Consider the following 17,126-nt stretch of genomic DNA (forward strand, 5'->3'; position numbering starts at 1 on the left):
GCCGGTCGGCGGCGGAGGCGCAGCCACTATGCTCCCGCCATGACGTCACCGTCGGCCGGGGCGGCGCCGCCCGGCCGCCCGGGGGTCCGGCCGTGTCCTTGACCGGCCTCACCAGACGCCGCCTGGCCGGGCACCCCGCGGCCGCGATCGCCGCACTGGCGACCATGCTCTTCGCGGTCCTGGTGCTGACCACCCTGCAGACCTTCTCCGTGACGCTCGCCCAGCGGACCGTGACGCAGGTGGTCGGCGCTGCCGCACCGGAGCAGCGGGCCGTCGAGGTCGTCACCAGTCTCGGTCCGGACGAGCTCACCGCCATGGACGACGCCGTCGCCACGCTGGCCGAGCAGCTCTCCCGGGACGTCACGGTGCACCTGTCGACCCGGTCGGTCTCCTACGGCCTGCCCGGCCGCGCAGGGGCCACGGAGGAGCACCCGGATCTGGCCCGGCTCGCCCACCTGGCCGGTATCGAGGGGCACGCGACCCTCGTCGACGGCGCCTGGCCGGCCACCGGGACGGGCGCTTCCTCGGACGACGGCGGGGACGGCGACGGCGGCACGAGCGACGACGCCGTCGTCCCCGCCGTCGAGGTGGCCGTGCCGCAGGCGGTCGCAGAGCCGCTGGACTGGCAGGTCGGCACGACCGTGACCCTGGCCAACCGGCTCCCCACCGGCCCGTCCGGCGTGTCGGTGACGGTGTCCGGGATCTACCTGCCCGACGACCCGGCGGACCCGTTCTGGCTCGGGGACGCCTTCGCCAACACCGGCGTGCAGCAGGAGGAGTTCACCACCTACGGGCCGTTGGTGACGACGGCCGAGGACTTCTCCGCCCACCAGACGGCAAGCTCGAGCGCGACCTGGCGGCTCTACCCGGACGTGTCCGAGCTGACCTCGGCGCAGCTGCCGGAGCTCCGCCGGGAGACCCGGACGCTGCTCGCCGGCCTGGCCGACGACCCGGCCCTGCCGGAGGCGCGCGTGCACTCGCCGATCCCGGAGCTGCTCGCCACCGCGGCGAGCACCCGCGACCGGGCGGCCACCGCACTGCTCACCCCGGCGGTCCTCCTGGCGCTGCTCGCCGGCGCGGCGGTCGCGCTCACCGGCACGCTGCTCGGGACCCTGCGCGAGAACGAGGACCGGCTGCTGGTCGCCCGCGGCGCCTCGCGCGGGCAGCTGCTCGCCCTGAGCCTGCGCGAGTCCGGCACGGTCGCGGTGCTCGCCGCCCTCGTCGCCGGCCTGACGGCCCCGCCGCTCGCCGCGCGACTGGCGGCGGCCGGCACCACGGAGCCGATCCACGCCGAGCTCGTCGACGCACCGGTCTGGCTCACGGCGACGGCGACAGCTGCCGGCCTCGGCGTCCTCCTCGTCCTCACCGGCGCACGCACCGCGCTCGGTCCCCCGGCCGGCACCGTCCGGGCCGCACGCCCGCGGCTGGCCGTGGTGCGCCGCTCCGGCCTCGACCTCGTGCTCGTCGCGCTCGGGGCCGTCGGCTACCTCCAGCTGCGCCGGCACGCCGGCTCCGAGACGTCCGGGACCGACCCGCTGCTCGTGGTGGCCCCGGCCCTGGTGGTGCTGGCCGCGAGCGTGCTGTGCCTGCGGCTGCTGCCGCTCGCCACCCGCCTCGGCCGGCGGCTCGCCGCCCGGAGCCCGGGCCTGCCGGCCGCCTGGGCGGGCTGGCAGGCCGACCGGCACCTGCCCCGGCAGAGCGGCCTCGTGATCCTGCTGGTGCTGGCCGTCTCGATGGGCTCGCTCGCGCTGGTGCACCGCGCCACGAGCGCCCAGGCCCGGCAGGACCGGGCCGCGCACCAGGTGGGGGCCGACCTCCGCGTCGACCTCCCGACGGCGCCCGCCGCCGACTCCCTGACGGTCGAGCACGCCCTGGCGACGGGCGTGGGCGGCGAGAACCTGCTGCCGGTGCTGCGCGGCGGCACCCGCGTCGGCCCCCTGGACGACGTCGAGGTGCTCGCCGTCGACGCGGACCGGGCCGACGTGATGCTGATGAGGCCGGACCAGCTCGGTGCGGCGAGCCCCGCGGAGCTCCTCGCCCCGCTGCGCGACGCCCGTCCGGAGGCCGCCGTGCTGCCCCTGCCCGGCGTCCCGGACGAGATCGTCCTCGACGTCACCCTCGAGCTGCCGGGCGACCCGGCGGAGGCGATCGGCGTCGCGGACCTCGCCGTGGTGCTCCAGGACGGCTCGGGCCTGTGGCACCGGGTGGAGCTCGGCACCCTGCCGGGACCGGGCGACCACCGGCTGCGGGCCGCGGTCGGCGCCCGGCCCGGCGAGGTCACCGGCCCGCTCGCGGTCGTCGGCCTGGTCGGCCGGGTCCCGGCCGTCCTCCCGGGTGCCCCGCAGCCGTCGATCGCGGTCCGGGCGTTCGGTGCGAGCACCGACGGCGGGGACCCGGTGCCGGTCGGCGGCGGCACCGACTGGACCTGGGTCGCGGGCGACGCGCGCGTACCGGGCGACGCGGCCGTGCGGATCGGCCTGCGCGAGGTGGTCGACGCCGGGGACGTCGAGCCGATCCCGGCCGTGGTGACCCCGGGGGTCCTCACCGCCGCCGGCGTCGGGCTCGGCGAGACGGTCCGGCTGCCCTGGCGCGGCGGCCGGCTGCCGGTGCGGCTCAGCGCCACCGTGGACTCCCTGCCCACGCTGGCGGCGGGCCAGGACGGCGTTCTCGTGGACCTGCGCTCCGTCGTCGCCCTCGGCGCCACCGTCGGTACCGACGGGATCGGTGCCGAGGGTCTGCGCTCGCCCGAACGGATCGTGCAGTGGTGGATGGACCTGCCCGCGGACGCGGCCGGTGGCCTCGACGACGCGCTGCTGGCCGAGCTCCCGCCGGGCACCCGGGTGCTGGACCGTGCCTCGATCGTCGAGGACCGAGCGCGGGACCCGCTGAGCGTGGGGATGTCCAGCGCCCTGGTCCTGGTCACGTTCGCCGCGCTGGTCCTCGCCGGCCTGGGGTACGCCGCGACGGCGGTGGTCCACACCCGGCGCCAGCGCGGCGAGCTCGCGGTCCTGCACTCCCTCGGAGCCCGGCCGCGCTCGGTCCGGGTCGCCCTGCTGCTCGAACGGGTCGTCCTCGTGGCCATCACGACGGCCCTGGGCCTCGTCCTCGGCACCCTCGCCGCGGTCGCGGTGGCACCGCTGACCGTCCTGTCCACCGACCCGACGACGCCCGTCCCGCCCGTCCTCGTGGCCGTGCCCTGGGCGGCGCTCGCCGGCCTCGGCGCGCTGGTGGTCGGCCTCCTCGCCGCCGTCACGCTGACGGTGGTCCGCCCGTTGCCGCCGGCCCAGGTGGTCGGCGAGCTCCGCCGCGGAGAGACGACATGACGGCCCGGGGACGCCGGGGCGCGCACCCCGGCACGGCGCTCCCGGACGGCGTGCGCCCCGGACGCACCCGCAGCGCCGCCTGGCTGCTCCTGCTGCGCCGCCAGCTGCGCACGGGGCGCGGGGTGCACACGGTGCTGGCGCTGCTCGTGCTGCTGACGACGTTCGTCGCCGTCGCCGCCCCGCGGGCCGCCGATGCCGCCTACGACGCCGCCCTGACCGAACAGCTCGAGCGTGCGCTGCCCGTCCAGCGTGACCTCACGGTGCTGGGCGGGGCCGCCCGCTTCTACCCGGTCCCGTTCACCGACGACCTCGTCGAGAGCACCGAGCGGGCCGTCCGCGACCAGCTCGGCCCGGCCGCCACGAACCTGCTCGCCGACACCACGTTCGCCGCGTACACGCAGCCGGCGGAGGCGCTCCTCCTGCCCGGCGGCACCCAGCCGGCGGGCGAGCCGGTCCGGCTGGTCCTGCGCCAGCAGGAGCGCTGGACCGAGCACGCAGAGCTCGTCGACGGCCGGGCGCCCCTCCCCGACGCCGGCACGACGGCTGTCGACCCCGACCTCCTGCTCCCCGGCGAACCGGTCGACGTCCCCACCCTCGAGCTGGCCGTCTCGGACGCCGCGGCCCAGACCCTGGAGCTGACGGTGGGCGACGCGCTCCTGCTCGACAGCCTCCCCGGCGGGGCGCCGACGCCGGTGGTGGTCCGGGTGGTCGGCGTCTTCCGGGCCGGTGACCCGGCCGGCGGCTACTGGGGCGCCGACCCGCTGGCGCTGGAGCCGGGCCGGTTCCCCACTGCCGACGGCGGCCTGGGCTGGCTGCTGACCGGCCTGCTCGCCGAGGACGACTACCGCGGTCTGGCGAGCGCGATCACCCTGCCCGACGGCCGGTTCGACGGCCTGCCGGGGTTCCCGCAGGGCGGCACCCAGGTGCCGCCGTCGCTCACCCACGCCTGGCGCTTCGTGTTCGACGCCGATGCCCTCGACGCAGCCGACGTGGAGGTGCTGACCGCCGCGGTCGGCCGGGTGCTCACACCGGCGGAGTCGGTCGCCCCGTTCCCCGTGCGCGGGCAGACCGGCCTGCCGCAGCTGCTCGAGCGGTACGAGCACGGTGTCGGGGTGACCCGGACCCTGGTGTCGGTGGCGTTCGCCGCGGTCCTGGCGATCGCCGGGATCTCCGTCGTGCTCACCGCGCTGGTGGCCGTCGACCGGCGCCGCGACGAGCTGCGGCTGCTGCGCTCGCGCGGCTCCTCCATCCCCCAGCTCGTCGGCCTCGTCGACGCCCAGGCCCTGCTCTGGGTCGGCCCGGCCGCCGTGGTCGGCACCGTGGCGGGCCGGCTGCTCACCCCGGCCGGCCACTCCGCGGCGCCGTACCTGCTCGCCGCCGCCGTTCTCGTCCTGCCGCTGGCGGTGCTGCCGTGGGCGGTCCGGGCCGCCACCCGCGTGCTGCACGGCGCCGGGGACACGCGTCGCACCCATCCGCTGGCCCGGCTCGGCCCGGAGGTCGCCCTGGTTCTCCTGGCCGGGCTCGGCGCCTACTCGCTGCGCCGTCGCGGCCTGATCACCGACGCCGGATCCATCGACCCGTACGCCGCGCTGGTGCCAACATTGGTGGTGCTGGCGGTGGCCGTGGTGGTGCTGCGCGCCTACCCCTTCCCCGTGCATCGGGCGGCGCACCGCATCGCCCGCCGGTCCGGCGCGGTCGCGTTCCTGGGGCTGGCCCGCGCGTCACGGGAGCGGATGTCCTCGGTGCTGCCGCTGGTGGTCCTGCTCCTGGCGGTCGCCGTCTCCGTCTTCGCCTCGACCGTGCAGACCACCGTCGGCGGCGAGCAGGACCGGGCGGCGTGGCGCGAGGTCGGCGCCGACGTCCGCGTCGACGACCCGGCCCTGACGACGGCGGAGGTCACCGCCCTCGCCGACGCACCCGGCGTCACCGGTCTGGTCGCCGCCCACCGCGACACCGAGGCCGCCGTCGCCGACGGGGGTCGGGTCACGCTGCTCGCCGTCCCGCCCGCGGAGTACGCCGCGCTCCTCGTCGGCACGCCGCTCGCCGCCGACGAGGAGCTGGCCGACCTCGACGCGCAGCCACCGGTCGGCGACGCCGGCACACCGCTGCCGGCACTGGTCTCCGCCCCGCTCGACGACGCCGCCGCCGCGGGCGGCCCGGTCACCGTCGGCACGCTCGGCCGGCAGCTCCCGCTCGACGTGCGGGCAGTGGTGCCGGCGCTGCAGCGTGGGGCGGACGCCGAGGACGTCGTCGTGCTCGTCCGCCTCGGCGATCTCGAGAGCGCCACCAACGGCGCGGTCGAGCCCACCACCGCGCTCCTTCGTGCCACCGACGCCTTCGCGGTCGACGACGTGCTCGAGCGCTCGCCGAGCCGCGACGTGGCCGACCGGGTCGAGGTGCGGGCCGCCGTCGCCGATGCGCCGCTGCCGTCGTTCCTGCGGGCCGCGTTCCTCAGCACCATGGTGCTCGCGGCCGCGTACTCCGTGGTCGCCGTCGTGCTGCTGCTGGCGCTGGGCGCCGCGGACCGGCAGGCCACCGTCGCCCGGCTGCGCACCATGGGCATGCGCCCGCCGCAGGTCCGCGGCCTGGTGGCATGGGAGCTGGTGCCGCTGGCCGTGGCGGCCCTGCTGCCGGGGATCGCCGTCGGACTCGCTCTGCCGCTCCTGCTCGGGCCCGCGCTGGATCTCGGTCCCTTCACCGGCGGACCCGCTGCTCCGCCGCTGCGGCCGGGTGCCGCGGCCGTGCTGGGACTGGGCGTCGGGCTGGTGGCGGTGGTCGCCGTCGCCGTGCTGGTCGACGCGGCGCGGGACGTCCGTGCCAGTCTGTCCTCGTCCCTGCGGATCGGAGAGTGATGACCGCGACCGTCCCCGACTACGGGCATGCCGCGCAGATCGTGTGCGACAACCTCCTGCGGATCTACCGTGCCGAGGGGGTGGAGGTCGTCGCGCTGCAGGGTCTGGACCTGCTGGTCGACGACGGCGAGCTCGTCGCCGTCATCGGCGCCTCGGGTTCCGGGAAGTCCACGCTGCTGCACATCCTCTCCGGCCTCGACCGTCCCACGGCGGGGCTCGCGCGGGTGGCCGGGCAGGACCTGCTGACCATGTCCGCCCGGGACCGGCTGCGCTACCGCCGCGAGGTGGTCGGGTTCCTGTACCAGCAGGCGAACCAGAACCTGCTGCCCTACCTCGATGCCGCCGAGAACCTCGCGCTGCCGATGCTGCTGACCGGCGTGGACCGTGCCGACCGGTCCGCCCGGGTCGCGGAGCTGCTCGACATGCTGGACCTGACCGACGTGCGGGGGAACCGCCTGGACGAGCTCTCGGGCGGTCAGCAGCAGCGCGTGGCCCTCGGGGTCGCCCTGGCGAACCAGCCCCAGGTGCTGCTGGCCGACGAGCCGACCGGTGAGCTCGACACCGAGAGCTCGGACCAGGTCTTCGCCGCGCTGCGCACCGTCAACGCCGAGCTCGGCGTGACAGTCGTCGTGGTCACGCACGACGACCTGGTGTCCGAGCAGGTCCAGCGCACCGTGGGCATCCGGGACGGGCGTACGAGCTCGGAGGTGCTGCGGCGCACCGAGGTCGACGAGCACGGCCGCGAGTCGCTGGTGGCGGAGGAGTACGCGGTGCTGGACCGGGCCGGGCGTCTGCAGCTGCCCCGGGACTTCACCACGGCGCTGGACATGCGTGACCGGGTGCGGCTGGATCTCGAGGCCGACCACATCGGGGTCTGGCCCGCCGCGAGTCCCGCGAGTCCCGACGACGGCCCCGATGACGGCGGCCCCACACCCGACGGGCGGGAGCCGCGATGAACGAGCACGTGGTCGTCGAGGACCTGCACCGCACGTACGGCACCGGGGCGACGGCGGTGCACGCGCTGCGCGGGCTGCACCTGCGGGTCCCGCGCGGCCAGCTGCTCGCCGTCGTCGGCCGCTCCGGGTCGGGCAAGACGACGCTGCTCAACCTGATCGGCGGTCTGGACTGCGCCGACGGCGGCCGCGTGCTCCTGGACGGGGCCGAGGTCACCGCGATGGACGAGGAGGAGCTGCTCGCGCTGCGCCGCGGCACGCTGGCCTACGTGTTCCAGTCCTTCGGGCTGGTGCCGATCCTCACCGCCCGCGAGAACGTCGGCGTGCCGCTGCGGCTGCAGCACCGCCCGCCGGCAGAGCGGGAGGAGCGGGTGGCGCACCTGCTGGAGCTGGTGGGGCTGTCCGCCCACCGCAACCAGCGCCCCGGCGAGCTCTCGGGCGGTCAGCAGCAGCGGGTGGCGCTCGCTCGCGCTCTGGCGCCGGGGCCGAGGCTGCTGCTCGCGGACGAGCCGACCGGGCAGCTCGACTCCCACACGGGCCGCGACATCATGGACCTGATCCAGCGCCTGGTGCGCGAGGAACGGATGACAGCGATCGTCGCCACCCACGACCCGGTGCTGCTGAAGGTGGCCGACCGCGTGGTCCGGCTGCGCGACGGCCAGCTCACCGAGGCCTGACCGCTGCGGGCGCCCGATCCGCCGGCACGCGCAACCCGCTCGTCAGCCTCGTGCGCTGCCCAGCCCCCGCATACGAGCCGTGAGGATGTGCGCGACGTCGGGCGAGCGCAGCCGCTCCATGAACAGCTTCCCCTCCTTCGCGATGCGTTCCTCGAGCGCGTCGGAGTCCCGCATGAGGCTCTTGGTCAGACCCACCGCCTCGGGTGCCCGGGCGGCGACCTGCCCGGCCGCCCTCCGCGCGCGGTCGTCCAGCTCGTCCGGGGGCACGACGGCGTTGGCGAGACCCCACCCGAGTGCCTGCGCGGCGTCGACGGTCTCGCCGAGCACGAGCACGGCGAACGCCCGGGCGTGCCCGATCCGTGCGGGGAGCGTGAGCGAGGAGGCGGCCTCCGGCACCAGGCCGAGGTCGACGAACGGCGCGGACAGGCGCGCGTCCTCGGCCAGGTAGACCAGGTCGCAGTGCAGCAGCATGGTCAGGCCGACGCCGACCGCCCGGCGCTGCACCGCCGCCACCACCGGCACACGGGTCCGCGCGAGGGCGGTAAGGAAGGCCGACACCGTCGCCCACAGCTGCTGGGCGTCACCACCCTCCTCCGCGCGGTCACGGACCGTGAGGAAGTCGGCGATGTCGTTGCCCGCACAGAAGCTGTCGCCCTCCGCGCGCAGCAGCACGCACCGCACCTGCGGGTCGTCCCCGGCGGAGGTCACGGCCTCGGCCAGCACTTCGTACATCGGCGCCGTCAGCGCGTTCTTCTTCGCCGGCCGGTCCAGGGTGAGCACGAGCACGTGCCCGTCGCGGTCGACCCTGACATGCTCCGAAGCCACCATCGGCCCTCCTCGTCCCGCCGCCAGGCTATCCGCCCCGGACGGCGTTCCCGTCGGCGACGGCGGCGCGCAGGCGGTCGGCGAGCCGTCGGACCACCGGCCGCAGCTCGGGGGGCTCGAGGATCTCGAAGTCCACGTCGAGGTCCACGAGGAAGCCCGCGAGATGCATCAACGACGGCCCACCGGTCTCGATCACACAGGTCGTGGGCCCCTCGGCCGTCACCGCGCCGTCGTTCCAGTCCAGGCGCCGGGCCATGACCTCGGTGCTCGCGTGCAGCCGGGCCCTCGCCCGGAACGGCCACACCGCCGTGCTGGTGCCGTGCAGGACACGGGCGACGGCGTCACCCGCGTCCCGGGGGGTGAACCGGGGCCCGGTGGGGACCTTCGGCTGCAGCCGGTCCGCACGGAAGGTGCGCCAGTCGGTCCTGCCGACGTCCCACGCCAGCAGGTACCACCGCCGCCCGGTGTACACCAGGCGGTGGGGCTCGACGTCGCGCCGGCTCTCGGTCCCGCCGTGGCTCGTGTAGTCGAACCGCAGCCGCTCGTGCCGGTGGATCGCGGTGGCGACCGCGCTCAGCACGTCCGGGGCGACGGTCGGCCCCTCCGACGGTGCCGTGTCCGTCGCGGACCGCACCACCTCGAGCGTCGGCCGGAGCCGGGCCGGCAGGGTCCGCTCGAGCTTGACGAGCGCACGCGTCGCGGTCTCCTCGATCCCGGTGACGGAGCCGGAGGCCGCGGCACGCAGGGCGACGGCGATGGCGACCGCCTCGTCGTCGTCCAGGAGCAGCGGCGGGACGGCCGTGCCGGCGTCCAGCTTGTACCCACCGGCGGGGCCGGTCCGCGAGGTGACCTCGTAGCCGAGGAGCCGCAGCCGCCCGAGATCGTTGCGCACCGTGCGGGTGGTGACGGCGAGACGTTCGGCGAGCTCGGCGCCCGTCCAGGTCCGGCCGGTCTGGAGGAGTGCGAGGAGCCGCAGCAGACGGACGGAGGTCTCCAGCATCGGTCCATCATCGTCGACGATGAGGAACCGCACATTCCGCATCTCTTCCTAGCGTTCTCGTATGCGCTCGATGCGGCGCGGGGAGCTCGTCCGGCATCGTCACCGGCCCCGCCCGACAGGCCACCGACGGACTGCCCGGCACCGGCCGGGCATGGAGGGAAACGAGGACGAGGGGCACACGATGACGCACATATCCGAGCAGATGGTGAACATCCTGCACGAGGAGCGCCTGGCGAAGGCGGAGCACGCCCGCCTGGTCCGCTCCTACGAACCGGACCGTCTCGCGCCGCGCCGGTGGTTCACACCGCGCCGACCACCCGCACCAGGAGGACCTTGACGATGACTCCAAGTGCGAACCGCGCTGCGTAACCCGGCAACGACTCCCTCGTCGTCGGTGCGGCCGTCGGCAATGGCGTAGGTGGTGCTGACCCTGGTGCCCTTGGCCCCGGGTCGCGACCACCTCCGCTCACGGTCGTCCTCAGCGTCCCCGAGCAGTCGCTCCCCCTAGGATCCGCCCAATGACGACTGATCCGTACGGCGACCCTGATCTCGTGGCGCTCTATGACGTCGACAACCCAGGCGGCATCGATCACGACCACTACCGGGCACTGGCGGAGGCGCTGGATGCGCGGACGATCATCGACCTCGGCTGCGGCACAGGACTCCTCACGCGCAGCCTGGCCACATCAGGTCGGTCGGTGTCGGGTATCGATCCGAGCAGCGTCATGCTCGACTGGGCACGACGGCAGCCCGGAGCCGAGAACGTCACGTGGATCCTCGGTGATGCCGGCTCGATCGTGGCGACCGGCGCCGTCGACCTGGTTCTCTGTACTGGCAACGCGATCATGCACCTGAACGCCGACGACCTCCGACGAGCGCTACGCCGGATCAGCGGCGCACTTCGCCCCGGCGGCGTCCTGGCCTTCGAGTCTCGTAACCCGTCCGCACGAGAATGGGAACGGTGGACCCGCGAAGCCACCCTCGGTGAGCGCGACACCGACCTCGGACGACTGACCGAATGGCTCGAGGTCACCGACATCACCGGTGATCGGGTGACTTTCGACGCCCACAACGTCCTGCTCGACGGCGAGGACCGCATATACACCAGCACCCTGTACTTCCGTCGTGCCGAGGCCTTCCGGACGGCACTCCAGGACGCGGGCTTCGGTCAGGTCGATGTCGCCGGCGGGTGGAACGGCGAGGACATCACACCAACATCCCGCGTCCTCGTGTTCCACGCTCGTCGGTCCTGAGCTCCTGGGGTGCCGTGGAGGAGAGTCTTCAGCGGTGCACGCAACCCGCTGGTCCCTCGGACCCTGCGGGGACGGACGGACCGGTCGCCTCGGCTGGTCGGGATGATCAGGCGTCCGCAGAGCCGACGGACCGCGTGGGCCGGTCACCGAGGTGGTCCAGGATCCGGGTGACGGCCTCCCGGCCGGCCCGGTTGGCGCCCACGGTCGACGACGACGGGCCGTAGCCGATCAGGTGCAGCCGCGGCTCGCCCGCCACCTGGGTGCCGTCCATCGTGATGCCACCCCCCTGGCCGCGCAGGTGCAGCGGGCTGAGGTGGTCGAGCGCGGCCCGGAAGCCCGTGGCCCACAGGATGACGTCGGCGGGCTGGAGGGTGCCGTCGGCCATGCGGACGCCGTCGGGCTCGATCCGGGTGAACATCGGGTGGCGGGCGAGCGCGCCGCGGGCGGCCGCGGCCCGCAGCGTCGGGGTCCAGATGAGCCCGGTGACGGAGACGACGCTGCGCGGCGGCAGACCCTGGCGCACCCGTTCCTCGACCATGGCGACGGCGCGGCGGCCGGCGTCGGGGTCGAACTCGGTGTCCCGCCAGACGGGCTCGCGGCGGGTGACCCACGTGGTGGTCGTGACCTTCGAGATCTCGTCGAGGAGCTGGACGGCGGAGATGCCGCCGCCGACGACGACCACGTGCTGACCGGCGAACTCCTCGGCCCGGACGTAGTCGGCCACGTGCAGCTGCCGGCCGGCGAAGTCGAGCTGGCCGGGGTAGCGCGGCCAGAAGGGCTTGCTCCAGGTGCCGGTGGCGTTGATGACGGCCCGGGCGGTGACGGGGCCGGCGTCGGACTCGACGAGGAGCCGGCCGCCGGGCTCGGCGTCGACGCGGCGGACGGCGCTGACGCGCACCGGGCGCAGGATCGCCAGCTCGAGCTCGCGCTCGTACTCGGCGAAGTAGCGGGGCAGCGCCTCGGCGCTCGGCTCCCCCGGATCGACGTCGGGCTGGGCCATGCCCGGCAGGTCGTGGATGCCGTTGACGGTGGCCATGCGAAGCGAGCGCCAGCGGTGGCGCCAGGCGCCGCCCGGACCGGACTCGGCGTCGAGGACGAGATAGGTGCCGACCGCGTCCGGGGCCGGCTCGGCGGGACCCAGCAGCCCACCGTCGCGGATGTCGGCGGCCGGGACGAACCCGCGCCGGCGCAGGTGGAACGCGGCCGATAGCCCGGCCTGGCCGGCGCCGATGACGACGACGTCGGCGGTCAGACCCGATGCGCCGGTCGTCGACCACTCTGCCGTCACGACGGCGGTGCCGCGGTCGGCGGGCGTGGTCACGGTGGTCATGTCCATGGCAACGCACGCCGGGCCCGCGACCTTCCGCCGTCGGCGGTGGTATCGACCACGTCCCGGCCGGCCGCCAGGCGTGCCACTCGGCGGAGCCGGGCGCGCGTGCACAGGCCGCCCGCGGTCTGTCGGCACCGCCCCGTACCCTCGGTGCCGACGGGTTCCGACCGGCGGGGCCCGCTGGCGCGCGGAGGTGGGGCATGGAGCTGACGGCGGTACGCGCCCTGGGCGAGTCGCTCCTGGCCGAGCACGGCCTGCGGTCCTGGCGCTTCGCCTTCGACAACGCCAAGCGCCGGGCCGGTGCGTGCAAGTTCCAGGCGCGCACCATCTCTGTCTCGCGGCACCTGATGTCGCTGTACGACGAGGACCAGGTGCGTGACACGGTGCTGCACGAGGTCGCCCACGCGCTGGTGGGGTCGGCGCACGGGCACGACGACGTCTGGCGGGCCAAGGCGCTGGCCATCGGCTGCTCCGGCTCCCGGCTGGTCGCGCCCGACGCGCCGCGGGCGCCGGCACCGTGGCAGGGCACCTGCCCGCGCGGCCACTCCTACGACCGCCACCGCCGACCCGCCCGACCGGCGAGCTGTGCGCGCTGCGACCCGGGCTTCAACCCCGACTTCCTGCTGCGCTGGACCTTCCACGGCCGCCAGGTGCCGATGGGCGCCCGGTACGAGCGTGAGGTGCTGCGGCTCCTCGCCGGCCACGAGCGGCGCCGGGCGGCCGAGGTCCTCGCCGACTCCCGCCTGGTGGGCGCCAACGCGCTGCTCGAGGACGAGCCGGTCACCGAGCAGCCCGCCCTGTGGTGGGAGCGTGAGCTCGACGACGGCCCGCCCGGCGCAGCCGCGTGGGGCGCCGACGAGCGGGCGCCCGACGACTGGGTCCTCGACGACGACGGCCGCCGCTGGCGGGTCGAGGAGCCGCCGCCCGAGATCGAGGACCCGCCGCTGACGCCCCGGATGCAGCTGCGCGAGGCGGCGGCGCGCGGTCACCTGACGCCCGGCTGGGTCGTGCGGATCACGGCGCAGGGCAAGTACCTCGGCGTCGAGGCCACGATCGTCAAGCGGGCCCGGACCCGGTACCACGTGCGTCGCGGGAAGGACGTGCTGACCGTGCCGTTCGAGCTGGTCGAGCCGGTCCGCGCCGCGTGACGGCCCAAGCCCGGCTGCCCGTGGAAGATCCGTCAGGCATGTCCGTACGGATGTACCAGGTGCGTCGCCCGGTCGGGCCGGTGCCGGTCCGCGTCGCGTGACGGGCCGGGCCGGTGCCCGTGGAACATCCGTCAGGCATGTCCGTACGGATGTACCAGGTGCGGCGCGCCCGTCAGGCCGGTCCGCGCCGCCTGACGGCCCCGGTCAGCAGGTCTCGAGCAGCCGCTTGAGCACCCGGGCACCGAACTTCACGCCGTCGACCGGCACCCGCTCGTCGACGCCGTGGAAGAGCGGGGCGAAGTCGAGGTCGGCGGGCAGCCGCAGCGGGGCGAAGCCGTAGCCGTCGATGTCGAGGCGCCGCAGCGCCTTGTTGTCCGTCCCGGCGGAGAGGCAGTACGGGAGCAGGTGCGCCCCCGGGTCCTCGGCGAGGATCGCCTCGCGCATCGTGTCGACGAACGCGCTCTCCGTGGGGGCGTCCAGGGCGATGCCCAGCTTGTCCACGATGAGCTCGACGTGCTCGCCGGCCAGCTCCCGGATCGTGTCGAGCATGAGGTCCTGGTGGCCCGGCAGGAAGCGGCAGTCGATGGCCGCCTCGGCGCTTCCCGGGATGACGTTGTTCTTGTAGCCGGCGTCGAGCATGGTGAGGTTGGCGCTGTCCTGGAGGGTCCCGGCGACGAAGGCCCGCGCCCCGCCCATGAGCGGCAGGAACTCCTCGATCCGCTCGTCGTCGCGCTCCACGCCGGTCAGCTCGGTGACGCCGTCGAAGAGCTTCGTGACCGAGGCGACGAACTCGCGCGGCCACTCGTGGGCGTCGATCCGGTCGATGGCACGCGCGAGACGCACGATGGCGTTCTCGTCGTTGGGCACCGAGCCGTGGCCGGCCCGCCCCGTCGCCCGGATGCGGATCCAGGCGAAGCCCTTCTCGGCCGTCTGGAGGAGGTAGGCGCGGACCGGGTCGCCGGTGGTCTTTTCCGGCACCGTGATCGAGTAGCCGCCGACCTCGCTGATGGCCTGGTCGCAGCCCTCGAAGAGCTCCGGGTGGTGGGTGACGAGCCACTGCGCGCCGTACGTGCCGCCGGCCTCCTCGTCAGCGAAGAACGCGATCACCAGGTCGCGCGGCGGCCTGGTGCCCGTCCGCGCCATGTGGCGGACGTTGGCGAGGATCATGCCGTTCATGTCCTTCATGTCCACCGCGCCGCGCCCCCAGATCATGCCGTCGCGGATCTCGCCGGAGAACGGGTCGACGGACCAGTCAGCGGCGTTGGCGGGGACGACGTCGAGGTGGCCGTGGACCACGAGGCCGGGCCGCGAGCGGTCGGCGCCCTCGAGCCGGACGATGACGTTGGCGCGCCCGGGCTCGCTCTCGATGAGCGTGGGCGAAAGCCCGACCTCCTGCAGCAGCGTCATGACGTGATCGGCGGCGGCCCGCTCGCCGGGCCCCGTGCCGTCGCCGAAGTTGGTGGAGTCGATGCGGATCAGCTCCTGGGTGATCCGCACCGCCTCGTCCTCGATGAGGCTGATGGTCTCGTGGCTCTCGTCGGTCATGCTGTGCTCCCCTGCCTCGGCGGTGCGGTCTGCTGTCGGTCGGTGGACGGGACGGTCGGGACGGCGGCGTGCAGCGCCTCGACGAGGCTACCCACGTCTCCGTCGATCACCCGAACCACCGCCTCGTGGACGGCTGCCGCGGCGCTCGCGCTCCCGGTGGCGGCGACGAGCTTGGCGCGGTGGTCGTCGGGGCCGAGGGGGTTGCGGGGGCTGCCGCGCGGGTTCTCGACCTCGGCGGCGAGCGTGCGCCCGTCGGCGCGCGTCACCGACACCCGCGACCAGAAGCTGCGCCCGCCGTCCGCCGCCGGGCCGCGGTCGACGTGCTCGCGGGCGGTGCGCGAGACCAGGGCGTCGACCTCCGGCTCGACCGGCGCGGTCCCGAGGTGCTCGAGGTCCGGACGGCGACCGGTCAGCTGGAGGGCGACGACGTACTCGACGCTGAACCGCCCCTCCTCGCCGGTGCGCGGCCTGGTGTGCCGCAGCGCGGTGTCGCCGCCGCGGGGCACCGTGACGACGACGTCCCTGATCTCGTCGACCCGTCCGGTCCTGACGACCTCGGCGAGCGCTCCGCCGGCGAGGCTCGCGGCGGCGTCGGAGGCGGACATGGCGGCCGAGCAGAACGGGTGCTGCTTGAACCACAGCCCGGGCTCGAGGATCCGCCAGGAGCGGCCCCAGCCCGCGTGGAGCTCGTCGAGGTCACCGGCGGCGCCGTGGGCCGCGAGGAACCCGGCGCGGGAGTCGAGGAAGTCCGGGTTCGCCTCGGCGCCGGCGAGCGCGAGCTGCACGGCCTGGACGGCGGACTGGGCGGCCAGGCCGGCCTGCAGGGGCTTGGCGGAGGTGCCGAACTGCGCGCGCAGCCCGCCGGCCTGCGACGCCGCGAGGCTGACCGCCGTGGCGGTCGTCGCCGCGTCGAGGCCGAGCAGCCGGCTGCCCGCGACCGCGCCTGCGAGCGCACCGGCGGTGCCGGTCGGGTGCCAGCCGGCCTCGTAGTGGCGCGGGCCGAGGACCCGCCCGAGACGGGCCATGAGCTCCAGGCCGACGACGTAGGCGTCGAGGACGTCCGCGCCGGCGGAGTCGGGCTCGGCGAGCGCGAGGAGGGTGGGCACCAGCACCGCCGACGGGTGCCCGCGCACGTGCTCGTGCGTGTCGTCCACGTCGAGCAGATGTGCCTGGAAGCCGCCGACGAGGGCGGCTGCGCCGGCCGCGACGCCGTCGCGACGGCCGAGGACGGGTCTCGGCCGCGCGGGCACGCCCTGCGCCCGCGCGTACCGCACGAGACGACCGACGGCGGGGTCGTGGCGCGCCATCAACGACGACGCGACGACGTCCTCGAGCGCGGTCACGGCCGCCGCGCGCGCCGCGGGCGACGGGCGGGCCGTCAGCAGCTCGGTGGTGAGCGTGCGCCAGTCAGCCGAGGGGGATCTCAAGGGCCCGTTCTCCGCCGTCGTCCTCGGGCGGCTCGGGCCGCCGCGGGCGCTCGGAGCCGGAGCCGAGCTCGCGCAGGAACCGCCTCGTGCGTTCGTGACGCGGGGCGGCGAGCACCTGCGAGGGCGGTCCCGCCTCCACGACGGACCCGCCGTCCATGAAGACGACCCGGTCCGCCACCTCGGCGGCGAACGCCATCTCATGGGTGACGATGACCATCGTCGTGTGCTCCTGCGCGAGGGTGCGGATCACGGCGAGCACCTCGTTGACGAGCTCGGGGTCGAGCGCCGAGGTCGGCTCGTCGAGCAGGATCGCCTTGGGCCGCACGGCGAGCGCGCGGGCGATGGACACGCGCTGCTGCTGCCCGCCGGAGAGGGTGATCGGGTACTGCTGGATCGTGTCCTCGCTGAGCCCCACCCGGGTGAGCAGGCGCCGGCCCGTCTCGTCGGCCTCCTTCCGGGGCATCTTCTTGCCGACGACCAGCGCCTCGGTGACGTTCTGCAGCGCCGTCTTGTTCCGGAACAGGTTGTAGCTCTGGAAGACCATCGCCGTCTGCTGGCGCAGGGCGTGCGCCTCCTTGGCGGTGTAGCGCGGCGGGTTCACGGTGACGTCGTTGATCGTGATGGTGCCGCCGTCGGGCTCCTCGAGGAGGTTCAGGCAGCGCAGGAGGGTCGACTTGCCGGAGCCCGAGGGCCCGATGACGGCGACGACGTCGCCCTGCTCCACCTGCAGGTCCACGCCGTCGAGCACGAGGTTCTTCCCGAAGCTCTTCCGCAGCCCGCGGACGTCGATCAT

At 75.1% G+C, this 17,126-nt stretch carries 13 protein-coding genes; 7 read left to right on the forward strand and 6 right to left on the reverse strand.

Going from position 1 to position 17,126, the window contains the following annotated elements:
• The first annotated feature begins 92 nt into the window (after positions 1 to 92).
• From GD748_RS04360 to GD748_RS04375, 4 genes are read left to right on the forward strand one after another with little or no spacing between them, the layout of a single operon-like run.
• Positions 93 to 3,323: an FtsX-like permease family protein gene (locus GD748_RS04360; RefSeq protein ID WP_193312853.1), complete on the forward strand. Its 3,231-nt coding sequence runs from the start codon at positions 93 to 95 to the stop codon at positions 3,321 to 3,323.
• A complete protein-coding gene (locus GD748_RS04365; RefSeq protein ID WP_152193928.1) occupies positions 3,320 to 6,175 on the forward strand; it encodes an FtsX-like permease family protein in 2,856 nt (951 codons plus the stop codon). Before GD748_RS04360 ends, GD748_RS04365 begins: the two co-directional genes overlap by 4 nt.
• Positions 6,175 to 7,131, forward strand: coding sequence for an ABC transporter ATP-binding protein (locus GD748_RS04370; RefSeq protein WP_152193929.1), 957 nt, complete (start codon positions 6,175 to 6,177; stop codon positions 7,129 to 7,131). Before GD748_RS04365 ends, GD748_RS04370 begins: the two co-directional genes overlap by 1 nt.
• Positions 7,128 to 7,805, forward strand: coding sequence for an ABC transporter ATP-binding protein (locus GD748_RS04375; RefSeq protein WP_152193930.1), 678 nt, complete (start codon positions 7,128 to 7,130; stop codon positions 7,803 to 7,805). Before GD748_RS04370 ends, GD748_RS04375 begins: the two co-directional genes overlap by 4 nt.
• Positions 7,806 to 7,847: 42 nt before the next feature.
• On the opposite strand, the gene GD748_RS04380 is transcribed toward GD748_RS04375, so the two are convergent.
• Together GD748_RS04380 and GD748_RS04385 are read right to left on the reverse strand one after the other, a co-directional pair.
• A complete protein-coding gene (locus GD748_RS04380) occupies positions 7,848 to 8,633 on the reverse strand; it encodes an enoyl-CoA hydratase-related protein (RefSeq protein ID WP_152193931.1) in 786 nt (261 codons plus the stop codon).
• A gap of 25 nt (positions 8,634 to 8,658) precedes the next feature.
• Positions 8,659 to 9,630 carry a helix-turn-helix transcriptional regulator gene (locus GD748_RS04385; protein WP_152193932.1) on the reverse strand — a complete coding sequence of 324 codons (972 nt, stop codon included), beginning with the start codon at positions 9,628 to 9,630 and terminating at the stop codon, positions 8,659 to 8,661.
• 151 nt (positions 9,631 to 9,781) lie between these two features.
• Between GD748_RS04385 and GD748_RS04390 the strand changes: the two genes are divergently transcribed.
• Complete coding sequence (locus GD748_RS04390) at positions 9,782 to 9,967, forward strand: hypothetical protein (protein ID WP_152193933.1); 186 nt, start codon at positions 9,782 to 9,784, stop codon at positions 9,965 to 9,967.
• A 181-nt stretch (positions 9,968 to 10,148) separates the two neighbouring features.
• On the forward strand, positions 10,149 to 10,883 hold the full coding sequence (locus GD748_RS04395) for a class I SAM-dependent methyltransferase (protein ID WP_152193934.1): 735 nt from the start codon (positions 10,149 to 10,151) through the stop codon (positions 10,881 to 10,883).
• A gap of 106 nt (positions 10,884 to 10,989) precedes the next feature.
• Here the strand turns inward: GD748_RS04395 and GD748_RS04400 are convergent, their stop codons facing one another.
• Entirely contained in the window at positions 10,990 to 12,213 is a 1,224-nt protein-coding gene (locus GD748_RS04400; protein WP_152194379.1) for an NAD(P)-binding domain-containing protein, read from the reverse strand.
• Positions 12,214 to 12,413: 200 nt separating this feature from the next.
• Here GD748_RS04400 and GD748_RS19800 point away from each other — a divergent pair, with 200 nt between their 5' ends.
• Entirely contained in the window at positions 12,414 to 13,361 is a 948-nt protein-coding gene (locus GD748_RS19800; RefSeq protein WP_226920749.1) for a SprT-like domain-containing protein, read from the forward strand.
• Positions 13,362 to 13,565: 204 nt separating this feature from the next.
• Here the strand turns inward: GD748_RS19800 and GD748_RS04410 are convergent, their stop codons facing one another.
• Genes GD748_RS04410 through GD748_RS04420 form a run of 3 tightly spaced genes read right to left on the reverse strand, consistent with a single transcriptional unit; the run spans position 13,566 to position 17,126 of the window.
• Entirely contained in the window at positions 13,566 to 14,906 is a 1,341-nt protein-coding gene (locus GD748_RS04410) for a M20/M25/M40 family metallo-hydrolase (protein WP_152193935.1), read from the reverse strand.
• Positions 14,903 to 16,333: an MmgE/PrpD family protein gene (locus GD748_RS04415; RefSeq protein ID WP_152193936.1), complete on the reverse strand. Its 1,431-nt coding sequence runs from the start codon at positions 16,331 to 16,333 to the stop codon at positions 14,903 to 14,905. Before GD748_RS04415 ends, GD748_RS04410 begins: the two co-directional genes overlap by 4 nt.
• A complete protein-coding gene (locus GD748_RS04420; RefSeq protein WP_152193937.1) occupies positions 16,314 to 17,126 on the reverse strand; it encodes an amino acid ABC transporter ATP-binding protein in 813 nt (270 codons plus the stop codon). The genes GD748_RS04415 and GD748_RS04420 overlap by 20 nt, the downstream gene beginning before the upstream one ends.

Source organism: Georgenia subflava, from assembly GCF_009193155.1.
Taxonomy (GTDB): domain Bacteria; phylum Actinomycetota; class Actinomycetes; order Actinomycetales; family Actinomycetaceae; genus Georgenia; species Georgenia subflava.

Coding starts and splice junctions, on each gene's coding strand:
- GD748_RS04365 (WP_152193928.1), top strand. CDS start 3,320: ATGACGGCCCGGGGACGCCGGGGCGCGCACCCCGGCACGGCGCTCCCG.
- GD748_RS04370 (WP_152193929.1), top strand. CDS start 6,175: ATGACCGCGACCGTCCCCGACTACGGGCATGCCGCGCAGATCGTGTGC.
- GD748_RS04375 (WP_152193930.1), top strand. CDS start 7,128: ATGAACGAGCACGTGGTCGTCGAGGACCTGCACCGCACGTACGGCACC.
- GD748_RS04380 (WP_152193931.1), bottom strand. CDS start 8,633: ATGGTGGCTTCGGAGCATGTCAGGGTCGACCGCGACGGGCACGTGCTC.
- GD748_RS04385 (WP_152193932.1), bottom strand. CDS start 9,630: ATGCTGGAGACCTCCGTCCGTCTGCTGCGGCTCCTCGCACTCCTCCAG.
- GD748_RS04390 (WP_152193933.1), top strand. CDS start 9,782: ATGGAGGGAAACGAGGACGAGGGGCACACGATGACGCACATATCCGAG.
- GD748_RS04395 (WP_152193934.1), top strand. CDS start 10,149: ATGACGACTGATCCGTACGGCGACCCTGATCTCGTGGCGCTCTATGAC.
- GD748_RS04400 (WP_152194379.1), bottom strand. CDS start 12,213: ATGACCACCGTGACCACGCCCGCCGACCGCGGCACCGCCGTCGTGACG.
- GD748_RS19800 (WP_226920749.1), top strand. CDS start 12,414: ATGGAGCTGACGGCGGTACGCGCCCTGGGCGAGTCGCTCCTGGCCGAG.
- GD748_RS04410 (WP_152193935.1), bottom strand. CDS start 14,906: ATGACCGACGAGAGCCACGAGACCATCAGCCTCATCGAGGACGAGGCG.
- GD748_RS04420 (WP_152193937.1), bottom strand. CDS start 17,126: ATGATCGACGTCCGCGGGCTGCGGAAGAGCTTCGGGAAGAACCTCGTG.